This is a genomic window from Rothia aerolata (genome assembly GCF_014635585.1).
Classification (GTDB): Bacteria; Actinomycetota; Actinomycetes; order Actinomycetales; family Micrococcaceae; genus Rothia; species Rothia aerolata.
Window position 1 is genome coordinate 877,476 of record NZ_BMDC01000001.1, and the last position, 21,442, is coordinate 898,917.

Consider the following 21,442-nt stretch of genomic DNA (forward strand, 5'->3'; position numbering starts at 1 on the left):
AAGTTCCAGGTAAAGAAATTGGTCTGTTTCGGCGCTGGTTTTATTTGCCCGTGATTTCCTGCAGGAGCTGGTCTACCGTATCGACCACGGTGAGGCCCTCAAAGTAGGCCTCCGCGGCGAAGCCCTCGTGTTTGAGGCCCTCCATCATGATGAGCAGGTTATCCCAGAAACTATTGATATTGAGCAGAAAAACGGGCTTGTTGTGCTGGCCCAGGTAGCGCCAGGTCCAGATTTCAAAAAATTCTTCCAGGGTGCCGGGGCCGCCGGGCAGGGCCACAAAGGCATCGGCCAGCTGCGCCATGCGGGCCTTGCGCTCGTGCATGGTATCAACGATTTCGAGGTGGGTGAGCTGGTGATGAGCAGACTCAGCGTTCTGCAAGAAGGCCGGAATAACGCCGTAGGTTTCAGCACCGGCCGCCACGGCGGCGTCGGAAACCTCGCCCATCAGCCCGGCACGACCTCCGCCGTAGACCAGGGCGATTCCCTCCTGGCCAAGCCGCTGGCCAAGCTCCCGGGCAGCCTGCGCATAGGCGGGGTTCTCCCCGGTGCGGGAGCCGCAGAAAACCGCGAGAGACTCCACGCTGGAATAATCGGGCACGAGTTTCAAGAGGGCGGGAAAGACCTCTTCGGTGTTGAGCGGGGCCTGGTTCTCCATAACTCCGTGGCGCGGGTGCACCCAGCGAATCTGCTCAATCTCGCGCTGCGGGTGCACCTTGAGCCAGCTCATCCCCTCAACAGTGGCGAGAAAAACCTCTGCCTCGACCGTCATGCCGGGCTCGTTGAGGGCTTGCTGCCGGAAGGTGCCCAGGTGCTTGAGCTGGGCAGGTTGCAGGTTGATACCGATTTCTTCTAGCACCTCGCGGCGGGCGGTTTGCTCGGCGCTTTCGCCGACTTCGGGCTTGCCACCGGGTAGCATAAAGCCCTCGGTACCGCGCTTACGCACGGTGAGAACTTCGAGGTCTTCATTGATAAAAACGGCGGCGGAAACACGAATGATGGAGGCAGAAGAAGTCATATCTCATACTTTACTAGGGTCGCTAGCGGGCGCTAGAGCGACCTCGGCTTCGCAAACGAGGCACCGGCGATGTGCTTCTGCAGGTACTCCAACAGAATGACGGCGTGGTTGTTCTCCTTATCCTTGGCGGCGTAGAGTAGCGTTACCTTCTTCTCACCCTTGAGCTGGTCGATCAGCTCCTGCGCCTCGGAGCGCTCGTCCAGCTCCTGCTCATAGCGGCCGCGGAACTCCTCAAACTTAGCGGGGTCGTGGTTAAAGAACTTCCGAGCCTCGGGCGAGGGCGCGAGGTCCTTGGCCCAGAGATCCACCGCAGCATCGTCCTTCTTCACCCCGCGCGGCCACAGGCGGTCCACCAGCACCCGGGTGCCGTCGTCCTTGGAAACCTCGTCGTAGATGCGCTTCATTTGCAGTTCCATTGTTCCTCCTCAGCTTGAGCGCCTACTCCCAGCCTGTCACATAAGCCGCTCAGACGTCACATACCTAAATGTTAAGGTTCATCGAACGATTAGTATTCTGTGGCGGCGGGCACGTCAGGGTATTGTAAAAAGTGACACGTTCAAACCAACTACACGGGAGAGTCAATCTTTATGGCAAAGATTATTTATACCCACACCGACGAAGCACCGTTGCTGGCAACCTACTCTTTCAAGCCCATCGTTGAGGCTTTTGCAAAGAGTGCAGGTGTGGATATTGAAACCCGCGACATCTCACTGTCTGGCCGTATTCTGGCGCAGTTCCCCGACTACCTCACCGACGAGCAGAAGGTGGACGACGCTCTGGCCGAACTGGGCGAGCTGGCCAAGACCCCCGAGGCAAACATCATTAAGCTGCCCAACATTTCCGCTTCAGTCACCCAGCTCAAGGCAGCGGTTGCCGAGCTACAGGCTGCTGGCTTCGCGATTCCCGACTACCCCGAGGAGCCTTCAACCGATGAGGAGAAGGACGTTCGCGCTCGCTACGACCGCGTGAAGGGTTCTGCTGTGAACCCCGTGTTGCGCGAGGGTAACTCCGACCGCCGCGCTCCCCTGTCGGTGAAGAACTACGCCCGCAAGTTCCCCCACAAGATGGGTGAATGGTCGGCTGACTCCAAGACCAACGTAGCAACCATGGGTGTAGACGATTTCCGCAGCAACGAGAAGTCAGTCATTCTTGAAAAAGACGACACCCTGCAGATTAAGCACGTGGCTTCCGACGGCACCGAGACCGTTCTCAAGGAATCCCTGCCGGTGCTCAAGGGTGAGATTGTTGACGGCACCTTCATGAGCGCTGCCTCTCTCGATAAGTTCCTGGCCGAGCAGGTTGCCCGCGCCAAGGAAGAGGGCGTGCTCTTCTCCGTACACCTGAAGGCAACCATGATGAAGGTTTCTGACCCCATTATCTTTGGCCACGTGGTGCGTGCCTACTTCTCCTCCCTCTTCGAGAAGTACGGCGAGCAGCTGACCAAGGCCGGCCTGAACGGCAACAACGGCCTGGGCGCTATTCTCTCTGGCATTGAGACTCTGCCCGCCGATATTCAGGACGACGTTCGCGCAGAAATCGAGAAGGGCCTGGCTGAGGGTCCCGCCCTGGCTATGGTGAATTCCGCCAAGGGTATTACCAACCTGCACGTTCCCTCCGACGTGATCGTGGATGCTTCGATGCCCGCCATGATCCGCACCTCCGGCCACATGTGGAATAAGGACGACGCCGAGCAGGACACCCTGGCGGTTATCCCCGATTCCTCTTACGCTGGCGTCTACCAGACCGTGATTGAGGACTGCAAGAAGAACGGCGCTTTCGACCCCACCACCATGGGTACCGTTCCCAACGTTGGCCTGATGGCGCAGAAGGCTGAGGAGTACGGCTCCCACGATAAGACCTTTGAGATTGCCGCTGACGGTAAGGTACAGGTTGTCGCTTCTGACGGCACCGTGCTGATTGAGCACGAGGTTTCCGCCGGTGACATCTGGCGTGCCTGCCAGACCAAGGACATTCCGGTTCAGGACTGGGTGAAGCTGGCCGTTACCCGTGCCCGCGACTCCAAGACTCCCGCTATCTTCTGGCTGGATGAGACCCGCGCCCACGATGCTTCGCTGATTAAGAAGGTCAACGAGTACCTGCCCCAGCACGATACTGAGGGTCTGGATATCCGCATCCTCTCCCCCGAGGAAGCTACCCAGGTTTCCATCGACCGCATCCGCAAGGGTGAGGACACCATTTCGGTGACCGGTAACGTTCTGCGTGACTACAACACCGACCTGTTCCCGATTCTGGAACTGGGCACCTCGGCAAAGATGCTCTCGATTGTTCCGCTGATTAACGGCGGTGGCCTCTTTGAGACCGGTGCCGGTGGTTCTGCCCCCAAGCACGTTCAGCAGCTGGTGGAGGAGAACCACCTGCGCTGGGATTCCCTGGGTGAGTTCCTGGCTCTGGCGGCTTCTTTTGAACACCTGGCTAAGAAGAACGGCAATGCTGAGGCTCAGGTTCTGGCTGATACGCTGGACGCCGCTACCGGCACCTTCCTGAACGAGAACAAGTCTCCCTCGCGTAAGGTGGGCGAGATTGATAACCGCGGTTCGCACTTCTACCTGGCTAAGTTCTGGGCTGAGGAGCTGGCCAAGCAGACCGATAACGCTGATCTGGCTGCTAAGTTTGCCCCCATTGCTTCGGCTCTTGCTGAGAATGAGGACAAGATTAACCAGGAGCTACTGGGAGTCCAGGGCTCTGCGGTTGATTTGGGCGGCTACTACAAGCCCTCCGATGAGAAGGCATCGGCAGCGATGCGTCCCTCGGCAACTCTGAATGAGATTGTGGGCGGGCTGAAGTAGGGTTTTACTTCTGCCTCATGAATACAGGAATTGACCGGCAAGTGGCCCTGGGTTGTACCAACTGGTACCGCCCAGGGCCACTTGCTGGTCAGCCACACACTCACTTCTAAAAAGTTCTAAGGGGTTCTAAAAATATTTTTAGAACCCCTTAGAACTTTTTAGAACTACGCTGGACCAGGTGAAACAACGCTGGTAATGACCAGCAAGTGGCCCAAAATGGGGTCAGAGGGCGCTACAAAGGGCCAGTTGCCGGTCAGTCAGCACCCTAGCCGGCAAAATTTACAAGCTCGCCAACTCTTCCGCCGTGAGCGGGGCACCGAAGTACCGGCCGTCCGGCTCGAAGAGGTGGGCGGCGTCGTCCTGCACCACCACCGCATCAAAGCCCAGCGACTCCACAAAGTCGGCGGCAGCGGCAGTGCCCTCCCCCGCCTCGACCACAGCGACGGCGCGGGGCAGGGCGTGCGGATTGAGCACTCGGGAGTCGGAGGTTAGCTCCTCGTAGGCAATATGGTTCAGGGTGCGCACCACCGGCACGCTCAGTCCGGCCAGGGCAGAGGACTCCACCACGGTGCCGGTAGCCTCCCAGGGATTAGTGGCATCAATAATAATTCCCCGCACCAGCGAGAAATCGAAAGAGTCCAGGGCGGTGCGGGGCACCGCGAGAATCATAACGTCCGCTAAAGCAGCTTCTTCGAAAGACACCAGCTTCGCCTCGGGCACCAGGGAGCCCAAAATAATGTCTAGCATGGGCTTGGGGCGAGCGTGAATAAGTGTCTCGTGACCGGCAGCAACAGCCAGCCGGGCAAGAGCAGTTCCGAGTTTTCCAGCACCGATAATTGAAACCTTCATAACAGGAAAACACTTTACACCGAAAGTTTATTCCGCCCAAAAAGAAAGGGCGGCCAACCCCCTCAGGAGTCAGCCGCCCTTCCCGCAGTTATCTAGAGACTTGCCCTATCCCCGCGGAAGTTCGCAACCGGCCTTGTTCATGGCCAGCGTTGAATTGTTGAAGCAGGTTGGAATGTAATAGGTCTGAGTACCGTAGCTACGGCCCGGGTTGGTGGCTTTATTACCATTAGGATCCACCTCGCAGGGATTACCCATAGCGCACTCAGCGCCCCCTTCAACAGCGGTGTTGTTGATACCGATGACAGCTCCGGTATTGACATCAACAATGGGTGAGCCGCTGGAACCGGCCTGAACCTCACATCCACCGTATGAGTAGCGAATAGCATCGCGCCACAGCCAGGGGCCCTCTTGCAGCTCGTGGGCAAAACCATCGATGTTGCAAGAATAAGCACGCTGCCAGTAGGTGCTGGGAATCTCGATGGAGGTTCCATCAACAGGGTGTGAAGAGGAGAGAGGACGAACCTTTACTCCACTTGTCTTGAGCTGCCCATAGGTTTTATCGACCCGCAAAATCGCGATGTCGGTGTTGTCCATGGTGGCATAGACCAGATCGGTCAGGGTGCCGGTGGTCAGCTGGGTAGGCGATGAGCCGCCGTAGAAAGTGACGTTCTTGAAGTAGCCCTTGTCTAGAAATCCCAGACTACGGTTTGTCACCACTTCACCGCGGTTCAGATAGCGATCCAAAACCGGCTGAATGCAATGGCCATTGGTCAGCACCAGGGCCCGATCGCTGTCGCGAGACTCCGGTAGCTGAACCACCGAAGCCGAACAGTTGAAAATGCCAACTGTTGAATCAAAGGTATCGTAGGAACTTTGGGCTTGAGCCGGGGCAGAGCCCAGCATGGAAGCCACGGTAACTAAAGCCGCTGCGGCTGCTGCCACCCGACCTAGGATAGAAATAACGCTCTTCATTTGGTTCCCCCATCTGGAAAATAAGAGAGAAATTTAATAACCAGTGGGATGCGCATCCAAAATTAATATAGAGCCTTAACTTAGGGTTTGACTAGTACTTTTAAAAAATTCTTTGCGGAGTTAACCAGTTATTTTTCAGCCGGGTTTCAGGTTTAGCCCCCCAGTAACGGTTCACACTACTGAGCATCGGGCAACAGTACTCCCCCGGATTCCTCCAGATAGCAGTTGGCGCACAGCGACTCATAGGTTACGTGCACGCCGTCAATGGCCACCTGGTCGCCCTCAAACACAAATTCTCCATCAACCTTACGGGGGTTGAAGAGAGCCTTCTTGCCACAGCGGCAGATAGTCTTTAGCTCCTCCAGGGTGTGGGCGATTTCGAGCAGGCGGGCAGCACCGGGAAAGACCTTAGTCTGAAAATCAGTACGGATTCCGTAGCACATCACCGGAATATCATCGAGCACGGCGATGCGCATCAAATCATCAATTTGGGCAGGTGAAAGGAACTGAGCCTCATCCACCAGCAGGCAGGAAACCGGCAGGTGCCGATGCGCAGATGAGGGGTGGGCGTTCTCAGCGGCCTCGTGGAAGAGAGAACGCAAATCAGCATCCAGGGGAATCAGAAAGTCCGCGTGCCGGGTCACGCCCAGCCGAGAGACGACATCGGCGTCCCCCTTCGTATCCACCTTCGGCTTAGCCAGCAGAACCCGCTGCCCGCGCTCCTCATAGTTGAAGGCAGCCTGCAAGAGCGCGGTTGACTTGCCCGAATTCATGGCGCCGTACCGGAAATAAAGCTTAGCCACAGAAGACCCCCGTTAGAAAACAAAACTCCTGCCATTGTAACCAAAGGCTTATTCAAAGGGCTCGCACGGCAGCTCGAGCGCGCTGGCCAACTGGCATCGGGGCTGGCGTTTAAGGGAGGTTGGCCAGCGCGCTCGGGCTGGCTAATTCCCTATTTGAATAAGCCTTTTACTCCCAGCCCGTAATCATTCATGAGCTATGCGACAGCCATGCGGCAAAGAGAATATACTGGTACACGGCCAGCACCGCACAAGATAGAGGCAAAAACACAGCATGATTCCCCGGTCAGACATTGAAGCTCTCATGGCGCCCCCTGAACGAGAGATCGACCCGCTGGATATTATTATCGAGCAGAATAAATCCCGCCTGACCGAGCTGGTGCCGGTGCGCCACGGCCGCATGTCGGAGTCGCCTTTCACCTACTACCGCGGAACCGCCGGCCCCATGGCCGCAGATCTGGCCACCAGGCCGAACTCCGGCGTCATGCCCCTGATCTGCGGCGACGCGCACATCGGCAACTTCGGCTACTTCGCCTCCCCCGAGCGCAACCTGCTCTTTGACCTCAACGACTTTGACGAGGCAGGCCGCGGCCCTTTCGAGTGGGACCTCAAGCGCCTGGCTGCCTCTGTTTACCTGGCCGCCACCGACAACGGTGAGTCAGAAGATACCGCCACCACCCTGGCCGAGAAAACCTCCAAGTACTACCGCCGCACGATTCTGCGCATGAACGAGGAATCAGCGCTGGAACGCTACTACACCAAGGTCAATACCGATACCTTTGAAGAGCTCATCAAAGAGGAGTACAAGCCCCTCTTCGACAAGTTCGAGAAGAAAGCCCGCACCCGCAACTCCGAGCAGGCGCTACACAAGTTCACCGTTACCGACGAGTCGGGCCAGCCCCGCCTGGTCGACCAGCCGCCGCTGACCATGCACCACGACGAAATCGGGGACGACGCCCTGCAGGAGCTCTGGAAGCACTACCTCTACTCGGCGCGGCCGGATATCCGCTACCTGCTGCGCAACTTCCGCCTGCGCGATCATGTTTTGCGCGTGGTGGGGGTGGGGTCTGTGGGTACCCGTTGCTTTATCGCCCTGCTCCAAGACCGTCTGAAGAACCCGCTTTTTATTCAGATTAAAGAGGCCCAAGACACCGTGCTCCACAGCTACGGCAAGATTGAGCAGACCTCGGAATCGTTGGGTTTTCCCGACCGTCCAATGGGCAACGGTTTCCGTGTGGTTGCGGGCCAGCGGGTGATGCAGTCGCAGTCTGATCCCTTTTTGGGCTGGATTGAGGGTGTTCCTACCCGCGCCGGTGGCACCACCGACTACTACGTGCGCCAGTTCCGCGATATGAAGGGCTCTATCAACCTCTCAGCGCTTGACCGCGACGGCCTCAAGCAAACCGCCAAGGTCTGCGCCTCTCTGCTGGCCCGCGCCCACGCGCAGTCCCGCCACATTGACGACATCGCTGTCTACTGCGAGGCAGACAAGATCTTCGACCAGCACCTGGGCAAGTGGGCCCACGACTACGCGCAGATCTGCACCCGGGATTTCCACGCCATGAAGGAAGCGATTGATAAGGGCCGTCTGCCCGTTCAGTACGCTCTGTAGTTTTATAAGGACGACGCCGCACGCCAGCCCAAAGGAGGGTTCAGCCAGATGCACATGACAGAATTTATACCCTATCTGGTAATTCCCATTCTGTGCGGCGTGGCGGCGAAGATGGTGAAGCTACCGCCACTGATTGGTTTTCTGGTGAGCGGAATCGTGCTGAACCTCATGCACTATGAGTCGCTGCCTATCATTACCGAGCTCGGTGATTTGGGCGTGACCCTGCTGCTGTTTACCATCGGTCTCAAGCTCGATGCCCGCCTGCTCCTCCGCACCGAGGTCTGGATGACCTCGGGCGTTCACATGCTCATCACCTCTCTCGCCGGTGCAGGGCTCACCTTCTTCTTGGCTGCCCTGGGGCTGGGTGCTATGGGCACCATCAGCTGGCTCCAGGCTGCGGTGCTGGGCTTTGCCCTTTCATTTTCCTCCACCGTTCTGGTGGCAAAAACTCTGGAAGAAAGGTCAGACTCCCGCTCGCTCTACGGCCGAACTGCCCTGGGTATTCTGATTGTTCAGGATCTTTTTGCCGTAATTTTCATGGTGTTTGCTGGTGGCCATGTTCCCTCCCTCTGGGCGCTGTCTCTGGTACTTTTGCTCCCTGCCTCCTGGCTCTTCCGCAAGCTACTCACCCGCGTGGGTCACGGCGAGCTACTGGTACTCTTCGGTATCGTGATGGCCTACGTGCCGGGCTATTGGCTCTTTGACGCCGTGGGTATCAAGGGCGATCTCGGCGCCCTAATTATCGGCATGCTGCTTGCTCCCCACCCCAAGTCGAATGAGCTCTCAAAGATTCTTTTCTCCCTGAAAGAATTTATGCTCATCGGCTTCTTCGTCTCGATCGGTTTGGTTGCCGGCGTTCCCTCCCCCAGCCAGATTCTCTTTGCCTGCCTGCTCCTGCTTCTCCTGCCGGTCAATACCGTCGCCTACACGGCGATTCTCAGGCTGACCGGTTTGACCCCGCGAACCTCAATTCTTTCCTCCCTGACCCTGACCAACTTCTCTGAGTTCACCCTGATTGTTGTCTCAATGAGCGCGGCGTCCGGCCTCATCTCCGGCGACTGGCTGGTGACTCTCTCCCTGGCGGTCTCGGTGAGCTTCGTGATTTCAACCCTGCTCAATATCCGCGGTTCCAAGCTACCGGCCAAGCTGGCCCGACTGGTACCGACGGTGCCAGAAGATAGGATGCACCCCGAAGAGCGCCCGCTGGTGCTCGGCGACGTCCAGGCGGTGATCTTCGGCATGGGTCGCATCGGGCGCAGCACCTACGACGAACTCACCCAAAAGTACAACCTGCGCGTAATCGGCATCGACAACTCCGAGCAACGCATTGAGAAGCTTGAGGCGCAAGGCTACAACGTGCTTGAGGCAGACGCCACCGACGCCAACTTTTGGAAGCGCGTTAAAGACAATGACGCCGTTGAGCTGGTGGTTCTCGCTATGCCGGTTCACGGCACTAACGTGGAGGCCATGCGCAACGCGGTGGAGGCCCACTCAGAAAGCTCCTTCGTGGCGGTGGCCCAGTACGTTGACGAGCTCAAAGAACTCGATGAGCTGGGCGCCGACTGCGTGGTGAACCTCTACCACGGTGCCGGTGAGACCCTGGCGGAGCGCGGCTACGAGGCCTATGCCAGCAAGCACGACTGGGCGCTTTAAAGAAATAGTCCACTTTGGTTGATTTTGTGCAGACTTATCTGCACAAAATCAACCAAAGTGGACTATGACCGAAGCCAGCGGCCTACCTACTTGGCAGCGGGCTTCTGAGGAACGTCGAGGCCGGAAACGTCAACCTGCTCCAGAGGAATCAGCTTATCCTTGGTCACGACCTTGTAGATCAGCCAGACCGCCAGGAATACCGGCAGACCAATGTAGGCGGTAGCTACCTCAAGGAACATGCCCTTAAAGACTGCCTCGTAGTTCTGGCCCAGAATCACCAGAATGCACATGATCATGGCGATAATCGGGCCCAGCGGGAAGAGTGGCGCCACATAGGGTAGCTCCTTCAGGGAGTGACCCTGCTTGATAAAGGCCCGGCGGAATCGATAGTGGCAGACCGCAATGCCCACCCAGGCGATAAAGCCCGAGAGTCCCGAGATATTCACCAGCCAGGTGTAGGCACCGCCCTCGCCCATGACGGCGGTCAAGAAGCCAAAGAGACCCACCGCTGTGGTCATCAGCAGAGCAGGCATGGGAATACCGCGCTTGTTCACGCGGGCAAAAATCTTCGGTGCCTTACCCTCAATCGCCAGCGAGTAGAGCATACGCGAAGACACGTAGAGGCCCGAGTTACCGGCGGAAAGAATCGCGGTAAGAATCACCGCGTTCATCACCGAAGCCGCGAAAGCAACACCGGCACGCTCGAACACCAGGGTGAAGGGTGAGAAGGAAATGTCAGTGTCATCAGCACGCAGCAGATTGGGATCGGTGTAGGGAATCAGGAAACCGATGATGATAAAGGCACCGATGTAGAAGAGCAGAATGCGCCAGAATACCGAGTTGATCGCCTTGGGAACATCGCGGCGGGGGTTCTCGGATTCACCGGCAGCCACGCCCACCATCTCGGTTCCCTGGAAAGAGAAACCGGCAATCATAAAGATAGCGATGACAGAAATCGGCCCGCCCACGAAGGGGGCATCGCCGGTGGTCCAGTTATCAAAGCCGGGAGAGTTGCCGCCCATAATGCCCAGAATCATGGCAAGACCGGCAATCAGGAAGACGATTACGGTAACCACCTTGATGGTGGCAAGCCAGAATTCGCCCTCACCGTAGGCGCGAGCTGACAGGGCGTTAAGGGCCAAAAGTAGCACCAGGAAAACGCCCGCCCAGACCCAACCGGGCACATCAGGAAGCCAGAAATTCATCACAATTCCGGCAGCCACCAGCTCGGCAGCCACGGTGATAGCCCAGTTAAACCAGTAGTTCCAGCCAATGGCGAAGCCGAAGGACGGCGAGACATAGCGGGAGGCAAAGGTTTGGAAAGAACCGGGCACGGGCAGGTGGGAGGACATCTCACCCAGGGACTGCATGAGTAGCAGCACCATAAAGCCGATCAGGGCGTAGGCCAGCAGGGCACCGCCGGGGCCGGCAGATGCAACGGTGGCACCGGATGCCACAAAGAGACCGGTTCCAATCGCACCGCCGATTGCAATCATCTGCATGTGGCGGGTTTTAAGACCGCGGTTGAGATCCTTCTCCGATTGGGGAGTCTCTTCGCGAGAAATTTCTGACATAGTGTGACCTTTCGGTCTTTAGAAAATCTAATGATAGTTAAGCCAGACTTTAGGTTACCCGTTTTCGTTGATGAACTCCACGTGTGTTGGGTGCTCGATGGTGCGAGATACGGTGCAATCTTTCTCGTGGGAGAGCTTCATCAGCCGATCCACCATCTTCTGGGCCTGCTGCCCTGCCTTGTCAGAGGGGAAGGTCACGTTGAAGCTGAGCTGCACGTCGTCCAGCCGCACAGCGCCGTCGTCCTCATGGAGCTTGACGGCCGAGGAGGTGACGGTGAAGTTCTCCGGCTCCGAGCGGCGGGAGGTCACCACGTCAACGTCTACCGAGGAGCAACCGGCGAGAGCCGCCAGCAGCATCTCCACAGGGGTCAGCAGTCCCTCGCCCTGGCCGAATTCGACGACGGCGCCAGAGGGGTTGGTCGCGCGGTAGTGGGTTTCACCCACCCGCTCAACGGTGACAGAGCGGAAGTTGGGGTCGTTTTCACGGTTTTCTTGAGTCATTTACTTAATAACCTTCATAGTGATACGGGAATCAATTCGGGCAATATCAGGGTGGGGCACCAGATACTTACTCACCCACTCTTCGTAGGCGGCGGAGTCTTTGACGCGCACCCGCATGGTGTAGTCGGGCTGGCCAAACATGCGACGCAGCTCTACAACCTCGGGCATAGCGGTGAGCTCCTTTTCCAGGGACTCTACACGGCGAATCTCGTTGCCCACCAGCTCCATGTTGACCACCACCTCAAAGCCGTTGCCCAGCACATTGTGGTTGAGACGGGTGGTGTAGCCTTCAATCACGCCCTCTTCTTCAAGGCGGCGAACCCTGCGCAGGCAGGGCGCGGCGGTGAGCCCCACTTTTTCGGCGAGTTCCTGGTTAGTCAGGCGAGCATTCTTCGTTAGCTCTTCAATAATTGCGTGGTCTAGTGCATCCATATGAAAATTATTGCCCCACTGCGCAAAAAACTGCAAGTAACAACAAACATATTGCGCGGGTTCTTCTCTAAAATTGCTAGAGATTATAGAGGGGTTGTATGGCAGACACAGTGGAAGAGACACCCGGGGCTCGCTTTGGCTTCAAAGATGCCCTGCGGGTGGGCGGAGTGGTCTTTGGCGGCTACCTGGTGCTGGGCCTTGGCCTGGGTATTTTAATTTCGTCTTTGGGTCTGCCCTGGTGGCTGGCTCCCCTGCTCTCTAGCCTGGTCTATGCCGGGTCAGTGGAGTTCCTGCTGGCCGGCATGATTGCCGCTTCCGCTCCCCTGGCCTCTATTGCCGCCACGACCTTTCTGGTCAATGCCCGCCACCTGGTCTACGGACTCTCCTTTCCACTGGAAAATATCCGTGGTTTCCTGCCCAAGTTCTACGGCATCTATTCGCTCACCGACGAGCAGTTTGCCCTCAACGCGGGCCCGGATTCATCTACCCACAGCCAGGGGCGTCTGCTCTGGATTGGCCTACTGCTTCATCTCTCCTGGATTTCCGGTTCGACCCTGGGTGCGGTGGTCGGCGCCAGCTTTCTCGCCGGAATTAAAGGGATGGACTTTGTGATGACGGCGCTCTTCATCATTCTCGCCATCGAAGCCTATCGGGCGCAGAAAGACAATGTCTCCGCCCTGCTGGCGGTTATTTCTGCGGCTGTTGCCATGATTTTCTTTCCGGGCTCCATGCTCACGGTGGCCCTACTGCTCTACGTACTGCTGCTACTGGTGCGCCACTTCTTCTCAAACAAGCGCCCCCGCACTGTTTCCACTGAAACACTCGCCTTAGGTGAGCCTGTTCAGCCCACCGCCGGGAATCTTCAGGACGACGCCGGGGAGGCTCCGCGTGCCTAGTCTCAGCTATATTTTCGCTGCGGTACTCATTGCTGCTGGCATTACCTTTGCCCTGCGCCTGCTTCCTTTCGGGCTCAAAAGCCTGCTAAGAAATTCAGCGGTGATGCACCATCTAGCCGCCTGGATTCCCCTGGGCGCCATGCTTTTGCTTGCCGCCTACGTTTTCTTCGAGATTGACTATTCTTCGGTGGAGACAGCAACTCCCTATCTGGCAGGAGCGGCAGGCACCATCGTGATGCAACTGTGGCGCAAAAACATGGTGCTCTCTATGGTGGTGGGCACCGGAATCTGTGTTGTGCTGGCCAACTGGGTGTTTGCTTGAGTCGTTTTGCTGTTTGGCATACGCCATAGTTCACTTTGGTTGATGGTGTACAGACTAGTTTGCACATAATCAACCAAAGTGAACTAAAAGCCCTAGGCACCCCGCCTTAAAACACAAAACGACCACCCGGAACTCTTGCCGGGTGGTCGTTCGAGAAAGGATATAAGCCTGAGTTGGACTACTTGAGAGCCTTCAGCGCTGCCTCATAGTCGGGCTCTTCGGTAATTTCGGGAACCAGCTGGTTGTAGATGACTTCGCCCTGAGGGTTGAGAACAACCACCGCGCGAGCCAGCAGGCCGGCCAGGGGGCCGGAGGTCTGCTTGACACCGAAATCCTCACCGAAAGAGGTGCGGAAATCAGATGCGGTTACAACGTTTTCAATGCCTTCGGCTGCGCAGAAGCGATCCAACGCAAAGGGAAGATCCTTCGATACGCAGACCACCACGGTGTTCTCCAGAGCAGCTGCCTGCTCGTTGAAGGTGCGTACAGACTGTGCACACACACCGGTGTCTACAGAGGGGAAAATGTTCAGAACAATGTTCTTACCTTCAAAGTCAGAGGTCTTGACCTCGGAGAGGTCAGCGCCAACCACTGAGAAGGTGGGGGCCTTGGTGCCCACTGCGGGCAGCTCGCCACTGGTAGTTACGGTTTCACCTTGAAATTTAGTTTCAGCCATATGCCCATTGTGGCGCGCACTACCGACCGGGCGCAAGGTGTAGACGGTCATTTACGCTGAAAGACTAGCCAGGGAAACCTCTTAGGTCAGGCGAATCAGGGCAACGCCAATAATCATGACGACGATTCCCGCCACCTGAATTAGACGCACGGGGCGCCGGGCGGCTTCGAAGATGCCAAACTTATCAATAATGAGAGAGGCAATAATCATACCGGTTAGCGAGGCAACGGTGGTTGTACCCACACCGAGAATGGGAACGAGCACAGCGTTGAGCGTGACGTAGCCGGCACCGAGCAGGCCGCCAATCCACATCCACCAGGGGTTGCCTTTCTTTTCAGCGGGAACGGTGACCTTGAGCTTCAGGCGCAGACCGAGAACAAGAAGGAAGAGAACGATGGTTCCGATGATGAAGGAGATAAAGGCTGCCTTAATTCCCGAACCGATCACGATACCCAGGTGACCGTTAATAGCTGCCTGGCTGGCCATCAAGAAGCCCACGAAAATTGCTAGAAGCTGCCAGCCGAGGTTGCTTGCCGGAGCGCTGACTTCCTTACTTGCTCCCGGAACCGGAGCCGCCTTCTTGCGGCCGAGTGCCACCGCGGCAATCACACCTGCAATCACCAGCACAGCACCGATAACACGGGCCACGGTGAGGTCTACCTGGGTAGCCCTAAAGATACCGAACTGGTCGATAATCAGGCTCATCAGTACCTGGCCGGTAATGGGCAGAATAACCGACTGTACTCCGCCCAGGCGGGGGAAAATCAGAATGTTGGTGGTGAGCACAATGGCTCCGAGTAAACCACCGGCCCAGATCCAGGCGGGTTCACCGGCTACCTCTGAGGGCGAAAACCAAAAGGCGCCGTCCACCAGCAGAGCGAGAACCGCCAGAAAGACAGTACCGACGATGAAAGATATAAGGGATGATAGGTAGGGAGAAATAACGGCTAGACGTAGACGGGAGTTAATGGTGGTTTGCACCGGTAGGAGTGCGCCGCCCAAAATCATGAGCCCGAGGGCAAACATAATGAATCACTTCTTTCTGGATTGAACTTATGAGCTCTTGTATTGCTGTATTGCACTTTTTACATTACTCCTATTAGTTGATTTGTAAACCAATATTTCTCATCTATTTCTTTCTCACCAGTTAGGACTTTGAGTGACCTCTTCTCTTTCGACCCCGGCAGATTCCCACCGGAGCATCCGAATTACCGGAGCCCGCAGTAATAACCTCAAGGGCATTACCGTTGAAATTCCCAAACACAGGCTCACCGTCTTCACCGGAGTCTCAGGTTCCGGCAAGTCCTCTCTGGTTTTTGGCACGGTGGCCGCAGAGTCGCAACGGCTCATTAACGAAATCTACCCGGCTTTTGTGCAAGGCTTTATGCCCAACCTGCCCCGCCCCGAGGTAGATCTGATTGAGGGCCTGACCACCGCCATTGTGGTAGACCAGGAACGAATCGGTGGCAACCCCCGTTCCACCGTGGGTACCGCCACCGATGCCACCGCCCTGTTGCGCATCCTCTTCTCTCGTCTGGCAGAACCAGCCATCGGCGGCCCCAACGCTTTCTCTTTCAACGTTGCCAGCGTGAGCGCCCAGGGCTCCCGTACCGTCGATAAGGCAGGGGCAAAGAAAGAGGTGGTGAGATTCAACCGTGCCGGTGGTATGTGCCCCCGCTGTGAGGGTTTGGGCAGGGCAAACGAAATAGACCTGAGCCAGCTCTACGATGAAAATCTGACCCTGCAGGACGACCTTTTCACCATTCCCGGCTTCAACCACGGTAGCTGGAACGCCCGCCTCTACCGGGAATCGGGCCTCTACCCCGCCGATGTTCCCATTAAAGATTTCACCGAAGAGCAGCTGCGGGACTTCCTCTACAAGGAGCCCACCCGCATGAAGATTGCCGGAATCAATATGACCTACGAAGGCCTGATTCCCCGCATCGAGAAGTCAATTCTCTCCAAAGATAAAGAAGATATGCAGAAGGCAAACCGCGAGTTTGCCGACCGCGCGGTGACTTTTGTAACCTGCCCAGACTGCGGAGGCACCCGCCTGAACAAGACCGCTCTCAGCGCAAAGATTAAGGGCAAAAATATTGCCGAGCTAACCGCCCTGCAGGTCTCTGACCTGGCCCAGTGGCTGCGGGAGCTCGAGGCACCCCAGGTTGCTCCGCTTTTGGAATCGCTACAGAAGACCCTGGATTCTTTCGTGCTGATTGGCCTGGGCTATATTTCTCTGGATCGTCCGGCGGCCACCCTCTCGGGCGGTGAAGCTCAGCGGGCCAAGATGATCCGCCACCTGGGTTCGGCGCTGACCGACGTCACCTATATCTTCGACGAACCCAGCATCGGCCTGCATCCCCACGACCTCGCCAGCATGAACGAGCTACTGCTGTCTCTGCGCGATAAGGGCAATACCGTGTTAGTGGTCGAGCACAAGCCAGAGACCATAGCCATTGCCGACCACGTAATCGACCTCGGCCCCCGTGCAGGGAGCGCGGGTGGTGAAATCACCTTTGAGGGCTCTTTCGAGGATCTCAAACAATCAGAAACCCTCACCGGCCAGCACCTTGCCTACCGCGCCCAGCTCAAGAGCGCCGTCCGCAAACCCACCGGAACCTTCTCCATTAGCCAGGCCCAGCAGAACAACCTGCAGAAGGTCAGCGTAGATATTCCGCTGGGCGTGCTGACCGTGGTAACCGGTGTGGCGGGCTCGGGTAAGTCGTCGCTGGTGCACGGAAATCTGGTGGGTCAGAGCGTGGACGGCGCCGCGGTGGTTGCGATCGACCAGGCGCCGATTCGTGGCTCCCGCCGGTCAAACCCCGCCACCTATACCGGTCTAATGGATGCCATTCGCAAGGCCTTTGCCAAGGCCAATGGGGTCAAGCCCGGTCTCTTTTCTTCGAACTCCGAGGGCGCCTGCCCCGACTGTAAGGGCACCGGCACCGTAGATGTCGAGGCGGGCGTCATGGCCAAGGTCTCCCTGCCCTGCGAGACCTGCCAGGGCAGGCGCTTCAACGATGAGGTGCTGGAATACCGGCTGGGAGCGCTCAACATCAGCGAGGTGCTGGAGCTCTCGGCGGAGAAGGCACTGGACTTCTTCAAGGCTGCGGAAACCAAGGTAGCAGCGGCGGTTAAGATTCTTGACCGCATGGTGGAGGTGGGCCTGGGCTACATCACCCTGGGCCAGCAGCTCTCTACGCTCTCCGGCGGCGAGCGCCAGCGGCTCAAACTGGTAACCCACATGGGTGAGAAGGGCGGGGTCTTTGTGCTGGATGAGCCGACCGTGGGCCTGCACCTGGCGGATGTGGAGCAGCTCCTTGCTCTGCTGGATCGCCTGGTGGGTTCGGGTAAGACCGTGGTGGTGATTGAGCACCACCAGGCGGTTATGGCCCATGCCGACCACATTATTGACCTGGGGCCCGGCGCCGGTAGCGAGGGCGGCAGGGTGGTCTTTGAGGGCAGCCCGGCGGAGCTGGTGGACTCGAGGACGACGCTGACGGGCCGCTACCTGGCGGAGTACGTAGGAGGGTAGGCCTGCGATCCGTTTGCTCTGGCGGGTGGGGTGGGGCCGACCTCCCTTAAACGCACGCTTCGCGATTCCGCTCGCTCCTGAGCGCTCGCAAGCTCGCACCCGCATCGCTTCATCCCGATGCCAGTCGGCTCCACCCCACCCGCCGTCGCGCACCATCCTGGGCTGAGCCTGCTAGCCCCTCGCCTTTTTCTTCAGCAGAATCGCGATAAAGACCGGTACACCCACCACGGCGGTGCCCACGCCAATGGGCAGGGCCGTGGGTGAGAAGAAGATGCGGGAGAGGGCATCTACCCAGACCATGAAGATAGCGCCAAACACCGCGCTGAAGGGTACCAGCAGGGCGTGGCGGTGGCCGCAGATGAGCCGGGCGATATGGGGAATCACCAGGCCCACAAAGCCAATGGCACCCGCCACCGAGACCAGCCCCGCCGTCACCAGCGCCGTCAAGGTCAGTAGCGAAATCCTCACGGCGGTGACGTTCACACCCAGGGCGCCTGCCATGTCTTCTCCGAAGGTCAGCACGTCCAGCGCGCGGGCTGCTGCCCAGCAGATAACCACCGCGATGAGGGCTACGGCGAGGGCGAGGTAGACCTGCTGCCAGCGCACCCCTTCGAGGGAGCCCAGCATCCAAAACATCACGCCGCGGGCTTCGTCGGAGTCGGCAAAAGCAAAGATCATCAGCGAGGTCAGCGCGGAGAAAAGCTGGGTGGAGGCAACGCCGGCCAGAATAAAGGCGGCGGTGTTTCCCCGGGCAAAGTGGGCAATCACGAGAACCGCGATAAAGGCGATAATGGAGCCGATAAAGGCACCGCCGGAAAGGCCCAGCACTCCCCCGCCCAGGCCCAGCATTCCGATGGCCACCGCGCCGGTGGAAGCACCCGAAGAAACGCCCAGAATATAGGGGTCGGCCAGCGGGTTGCGGAGCAGGGACTGAAGGAGCAGCCCGCAGAGGGAAAGCCCGGTACCGCAGGCGGCTCCCACCAGCGAGCGCGGTAGGCGGTCTTCCCAGACAATTGCGTCTTCGCTGCGGCGCACCGGTATATCGGTGAGACCCGCGTGGTTGGTGACGATGTCTCGGATATTCACCAGGGAGATATCCGCGCTACCCAGGGTGATTGCCACCAGGATAGAGACCACTAACGCCACCAGCCCGGCCGCGATGAGCAACCAGCGTTTCACGGGTTTCTTGGGAGATGCTTCCAGCACGGTTGATTAGTTCTCCAGCTTGTCTTGGTTTTCGCTGTACCATGCCTTGATTTTTTCAAGGCCATCTACGTAGCGGATGGAGGGGTTCATTTCGGCTCCGTGCAGGGCGATGTAGTTGCCCTCTTTCACCGCTTCAATCTGGCTTGCCAGCGGATCATTTTCTAAGAAGTCAATCTTGTCTTGGAGCTTGTCACCGGGGAAGCGATCTCGCTGAAGGTCGCCCAGAATCAGTACCTTGGGGTTCTCATCGACAATGGCTTCCCAACTCAGCGCCTCCCAGTCGTCGTCGCCAGACTCAAAGGCGTTGGTCATGCCGGTCTTGTCGGTGAGCACGTGCGGAGCGCCCTTGCCTCCAGCGATGTAGGGGGTCTTGGTGTCGGCAAACCAGAAGGCGACGTCGGCGCTGTCAAAATCTACGCCCTCGGTTGCTGCCTTTTCGCGCTCCTGCAGGCTGCTGATCAGTTCTTCACCGCGGTCTTGAACGTCAAAGACCTCGGCCAGCTCCCTAATCTCCTGGAAGAGGGCGTCGGTGGTAACCGGGGTGGTTCGCTTGCCGCCGCCGTTGATACTCTGGCCGTTATCGCAGTCGGTGGGTGAGAGGTAGGAGGGAATGTCGGTCTCTGCCAGGCGGTCGCGGGTGACCACTCCGCCTTCCTCATTGAAATGGCGGCCGAAGGAGGCGGTCACGAAGTCGGGGTCGGTATCCATCAGCACCTCGTAGGTGGGGGCGTTATCTGAGAGACGGGGAACCGACTCATTCTCATCGGCGAGGTCGTCAAGCACGGGGTCAGTCCACGAGGCGGTGCCCACCATGCGGTCTTGCAGACCCAGGGAAAGCAGAATCTCGGTGGAGTCCTGGTCCAGCGAAACCACGCGTTCGGGTGCTTTTTCAATGGTGGTCTCTACGCCGCAGTTCTGTAAGGTCAGCGGGTACTGGGTTTTGCCTTCACCTGAGGACGACGCCGCCGGCGAGTTGGCGGCCTCAGATTCGGGTACTTCTTCTGAGGCTCCACAGCCGGTGAGCAGAAGGGCTACAACTGCCAGCGTTGCGCTGCCAGCACGGAATCGCTGGGTGCTGAGAATGGTCAAGGGAAAACCTCCGCTTAGAGTTTCAGCGTGTGCTACTGAAAGGGCTACTAGGGCAATCTGACATTGCCGTATTAGCTTACCCTAACTTGTAAGAGTGAAACACCTAAGCATGTAATGTTTACGGCTGGTCATTCCGCTTAGAATCCAGGTAGCGCTTGGCCCTGGGGTACTCAATCAGAATCATGGTCAGCGCCACTATCAGAATCGGAAGCAGCACCGCCATAGCCCATTTGAAGGCCTGAAGATTGTAGAGGTCAGGAGTACCGGCCCCCTGCAGGTCAAGCACAATTCCGATGCCCAGCACCGCCAGCAGGGCACCGATAAAGCCGCCCATATTGGTCAAGCCGGTGGCTATGCCCCGCTGGGTGTAGGGCGCGTAGGTGCGCACAATGTCAAAGGCAATCATAGAGGTGGGCCCGCCAATGCCCAGCACCACCATCGAGAGGGCAACCAGCCAGGTGGGCGCCACCTGCGGCCAGAGCAAAATCAACAGCCAGAGCACAATGTTGCTGGAAACCACGCCCACGATAATGGGAATTCTCCGACGGCTAAACCGGGAGAAAACCGGGCCGGCCAGCAGACCCGCTATCATAATCGAAACGATCACCAGAGAGACCATCGACTGGGCTTTTTCCGTGGAATAGCCCAGCCCGCCGGTCATGAAGGGCACGCCCCAGAGCAACACAAAAGTGTTGGTGGAAAAAGCGGTGGCCATGTGCACCCAGAAGGCCATGCGAATGCCAGGGCGCTTGAGAATCGAGACGAGGGCGGGGCCGATACCCGATGAGTTGGGCCCCAGTACGGGAAGCGCTTCGGTAATGGGGGTGGCAGCCACCGTCTCAACGGGCGTGGACGCCGCGGCGGCGTCGTCCTCATTTTTCTTGCCCAAAAGCCGCTGAAAAACGGTCGCCCCACCCGGGGTATCGCGCATCAAAAACAGCATGAGCAACAGAAAGACGGCGGCCAGCGCCGCCAGGGCGGAGAAGGCGCCCGCCCAGCCCAGCGCAACCACCGCGGCGGTGAGCGGGGCGACCGCCAGAAGCTGGCCGCCCTGGCCCATCAGACCGCTAATCTGGTTCATGGTGGGAATGTAGCGCGGAATGAACCAGTCGCCAATCACGCGCACCAGAGAGACGAACATGCAGGCATCGCCTGCGCCCACCAAGATGCGGGCGCAGATTGCCACCGCAGACGAGTCGCTCAGGCCCATCACCAGCTGACCCGCTCCCATCAGAAGTAGACCGGTCATCATCACCACCGTGGCACCCATGCGGTCAAGGAAGATACCCACCGGCACCTGCGCCAGGGCATAGACCAGCAGCTGCACGGTCACGAAGGTGGAGACGATAGTTGCCTCAGCCTGAAAATGGTGCTGGGCGGTCTCGCCCAGCGCGGTAAAACTTGAGCGGTTAATGACTGCGAAAACATAGGCAAAGACACTGAGTAGCCAGACCACGGTACGGGTTGTTGACTTACTCATGAGATCCTTTCCACGTTTTACCT

At 58.1% G+C, this 21,442-nt stretch carries 19 protein-coding genes; 6 read left to right on the plus strand and 13 right to left on the minus strand.

Annotated elements, in window-relative coordinates:
- Window positions 1–40: 40 nt before the first annotated feature.
- Both IEV00_RS03900 and IEV00_RS03905 read right to left on the minus strand, forming a co-directional pair.
- On the minus strand, window positions 41–1,015 hold the full coding sequence (locus tag IEV00_RS03900) for a TIGR00730 family Rossman fold protein (protein WP_188358981.1): 975 nt from the start codon (window positions 1,013–1,015) through the stop codon (window positions 41–43).
- 32 nt (window positions 1,016–1,047) lie between these two features.
- A complete protein-coding gene (locus tag IEV00_RS03905) occupies window positions 1,048–1,431 on the minus strand; it encodes a DUF488 domain-containing protein (protein WP_188358982.1) in 384 nt (127 codons plus the stop codon).
- Between the two features lie 171 nt (window positions 1,432–1,602).
- Between IEV00_RS03905 and IEV00_RS03910 the strand changes: the two genes are divergently transcribed.
- Entirely contained in the window at window positions 1,603–3,822 is a 2,220-nt protein-coding gene (locus IEV00_RS03910; protein WP_188358983.1) for an NADP-dependent isocitrate dehydrogenase, read from the plus strand.
- A 279-nt stretch (window positions 3,823–4,101) separates the two neighbouring features.
- Here IEV00_RS03910 and IEV00_RS03915 read toward each other — a convergent pair whose 3' ends face one another.
- From IEV00_RS03915 to IEV00_RS03925, 3 genes are all read right to left on the minus strand, one after another.
- On the minus strand, window positions 4,102–4,671 hold the full coding sequence (locus IEV00_RS03915; RefSeq protein WP_188358984.1) for an NADPH-dependent F420 reductase: 570 nt from the start codon (window positions 4,669–4,671) through the stop codon (window positions 4,102–4,104).
- A 105-nt stretch (window positions 4,672–4,776) separates the two neighbouring features.
- Window positions 4,777–5,643, minus strand: coding sequence for a S1 family peptidase (locus IEV00_RS03920; protein WP_188358985.1), 867 nt, complete (start codon window positions 5,641–5,643; stop codon window positions 4,777–4,779).
- A gap of 176 nt (window positions 5,644–5,819) precedes the next feature.
- Window positions 5,820–6,446, minus strand: coding sequence for a thymidine kinase (locus tag IEV00_RS03925; protein ID WP_188358986.1), 627 nt, complete (start codon window positions 6,444–6,446; stop codon window positions 5,820–5,822).
- Between the two features lie 271 nt (window positions 6,447–6,717).
- Between IEV00_RS03925 and IEV00_RS03930 the strand changes: the two genes are divergently transcribed.
- Together IEV00_RS03930 and IEV00_RS03935 are read left to right on the plus strand one after the other, a co-directional pair.
- Window positions 6,718–8,055: a DUF2252 domain-containing protein gene (locus tag IEV00_RS03930; protein WP_188358987.1), complete on the plus strand. Its 1,338-nt coding sequence runs from the start codon at window positions 6,718–6,720 to the stop codon at window positions 8,053–8,055.
- A gap of 54 nt (window positions 8,056–8,109) precedes the next feature.
- The gene (locus IEV00_RS03935) at window positions 8,110–9,708 is read left to right on the plus strand and encodes a cation:proton antiporter domain-containing protein (protein ID WP_188358988.1); all 1,599 of its coding nucleotides are present in this window, start codon (window positions 8,110–8,112) and stop codon (window positions 9,706–9,708) included.
- A gap of 86 nt (window positions 9,709–9,794) precedes the next feature.
- On the opposite strand, the gene IEV00_RS03940 is transcribed toward IEV00_RS03935, so the two are convergent.
- The 3 genes from IEV00_RS03940 to IEV00_RS03950 are packed head-to-tail and all read right to left on the minus strand — an operon-like array spanning window position 9,795 to window position 12,215.
- Window positions 9,795–11,282: an amino acid permease gene (locus IEV00_RS03940; protein WP_188358989.1), complete on the minus strand. Its 1,488-nt coding sequence runs from the start codon at window positions 11,280–11,282 to the stop codon at window positions 9,795–9,797.
- 54 nt (window positions 11,283–11,336) lie between these two features.
- The gene (locus IEV00_RS03945) at window positions 11,337–11,783 is read right to left on the minus strand and encodes an OsmC family protein (protein WP_188358990.1); all 447 of its coding nucleotides are present in this window, start codon (window positions 11,781–11,783) and stop codon (window positions 11,337–11,339) included.
- Complete coding sequence (locus IEV00_RS03950) at window positions 11,784–12,215, minus strand: Lrp/AsnC family transcriptional regulator (RefSeq protein WP_188358991.1); 432 nt, start codon at window positions 12,213–12,215, stop codon at window positions 11,784–11,786.
- 98 nt (window positions 12,216–12,313) lie between these two features.
- Between IEV00_RS03950 and IEV00_RS03955 the strand changes: the two genes are divergently transcribed.
- Both IEV00_RS03955 and IEV00_RS03960 read left to right on the plus strand, forming a co-directional pair.
- Window positions 12,314–13,111 carry an AzlC family ABC transporter permease gene (locus tag IEV00_RS03955; RefSeq protein WP_188358992.1) on the plus strand — a complete coding sequence of 266 codons (798 nt, stop codon included), beginning with the start codon at window positions 12,314–12,316 and terminating at the stop codon, window positions 13,109–13,111.
- Window positions 13,104–13,433, plus strand: a complete 330-nt coding sequence (locus IEV00_RS03960) for a branched-chain amino acid transporter permease (protein ID WP_188358993.1) — start codon at window positions 13,104–13,106, stop codon at window positions 13,431–13,433. The genes IEV00_RS03955 and IEV00_RS03960 overlap by 8 nt, the downstream gene beginning before the upstream one ends.
- A gap of 178 nt (window positions 13,434–13,611) precedes the next feature.
- Here IEV00_RS03960 and tpx read toward each other — a convergent pair whose 3' ends face one another.
- Both tpx and IEV00_RS03970 read right to left on the minus strand, forming a co-directional pair.
- Window positions 13,612–14,109, minus strand: a complete 498-nt coding sequence (gene tpx / locus IEV00_RS03965; protein WP_188358994.1) for a thiol peroxidase — start codon at window positions 14,107–14,109, stop codon at window positions 13,612–13,614.
- Between the two features lie 81 nt (window positions 14,110–14,190).
- Complete coding sequence (locus IEV00_RS03970) at window positions 14,191–15,135, minus strand: DMT family transporter (protein ID WP_188358995.1); 945 nt, start codon at window positions 15,133–15,135, stop codon at window positions 14,191–14,193.
- 133 nt (window positions 15,136–15,268) lie between these two features.
- Here IEV00_RS03970 and IEV00_RS03975 point away from each other — a divergent pair, with 133 nt between their 5' ends.
- Window positions 15,269–17,644 (plus strand): ATP-binding cassette domain-containing protein, encoded by a 2,376-nt coding sequence (locus IEV00_RS03975; protein WP_188358996.1) that lies wholly within the window; start codon window positions 15,269–15,271, stop codon window positions 17,642–17,644.
- A 171-nt stretch (window positions 17,645–17,815) separates the two neighbouring features.
- On the opposite strand, the gene IEV00_RS03980 is transcribed toward IEV00_RS03975, so the two are convergent.
- From IEV00_RS03980 to IEV00_RS03990, 3 genes are all read right to left on the minus strand, one after another.
- Complete coding sequence (locus tag IEV00_RS03980; protein ID WP_229723052.1) at window positions 17,816–18,823, minus strand: FecCD family ABC transporter permease; 1,008 nt, start codon at window positions 18,821–18,823, stop codon at window positions 17,816–17,818.
- Window positions 18,824–18,856: 33 nt separating this feature from the next.
- Window positions 18,857–19,939 carry an ABC transporter substrate-binding protein gene (locus IEV00_RS03985; RefSeq protein ID WP_229723053.1) on the minus strand — a complete coding sequence of 361 codons (1,083 nt, stop codon included), beginning with the start codon at window positions 19,937–19,939 and terminating at the stop codon, window positions 18,857–18,859.
- Window positions 19,940–20,057: 118 nt separating this feature from the next.
- Complete coding sequence (locus IEV00_RS03990; RefSeq protein ID WP_188358997.1) at window positions 20,058–21,419, minus strand: MFS transporter; 1,362 nt, start codon at window positions 21,417–21,419, stop codon at window positions 20,058–20,060.
- Window positions 21,420–21,442: the final 23 nt, after the last annotated feature.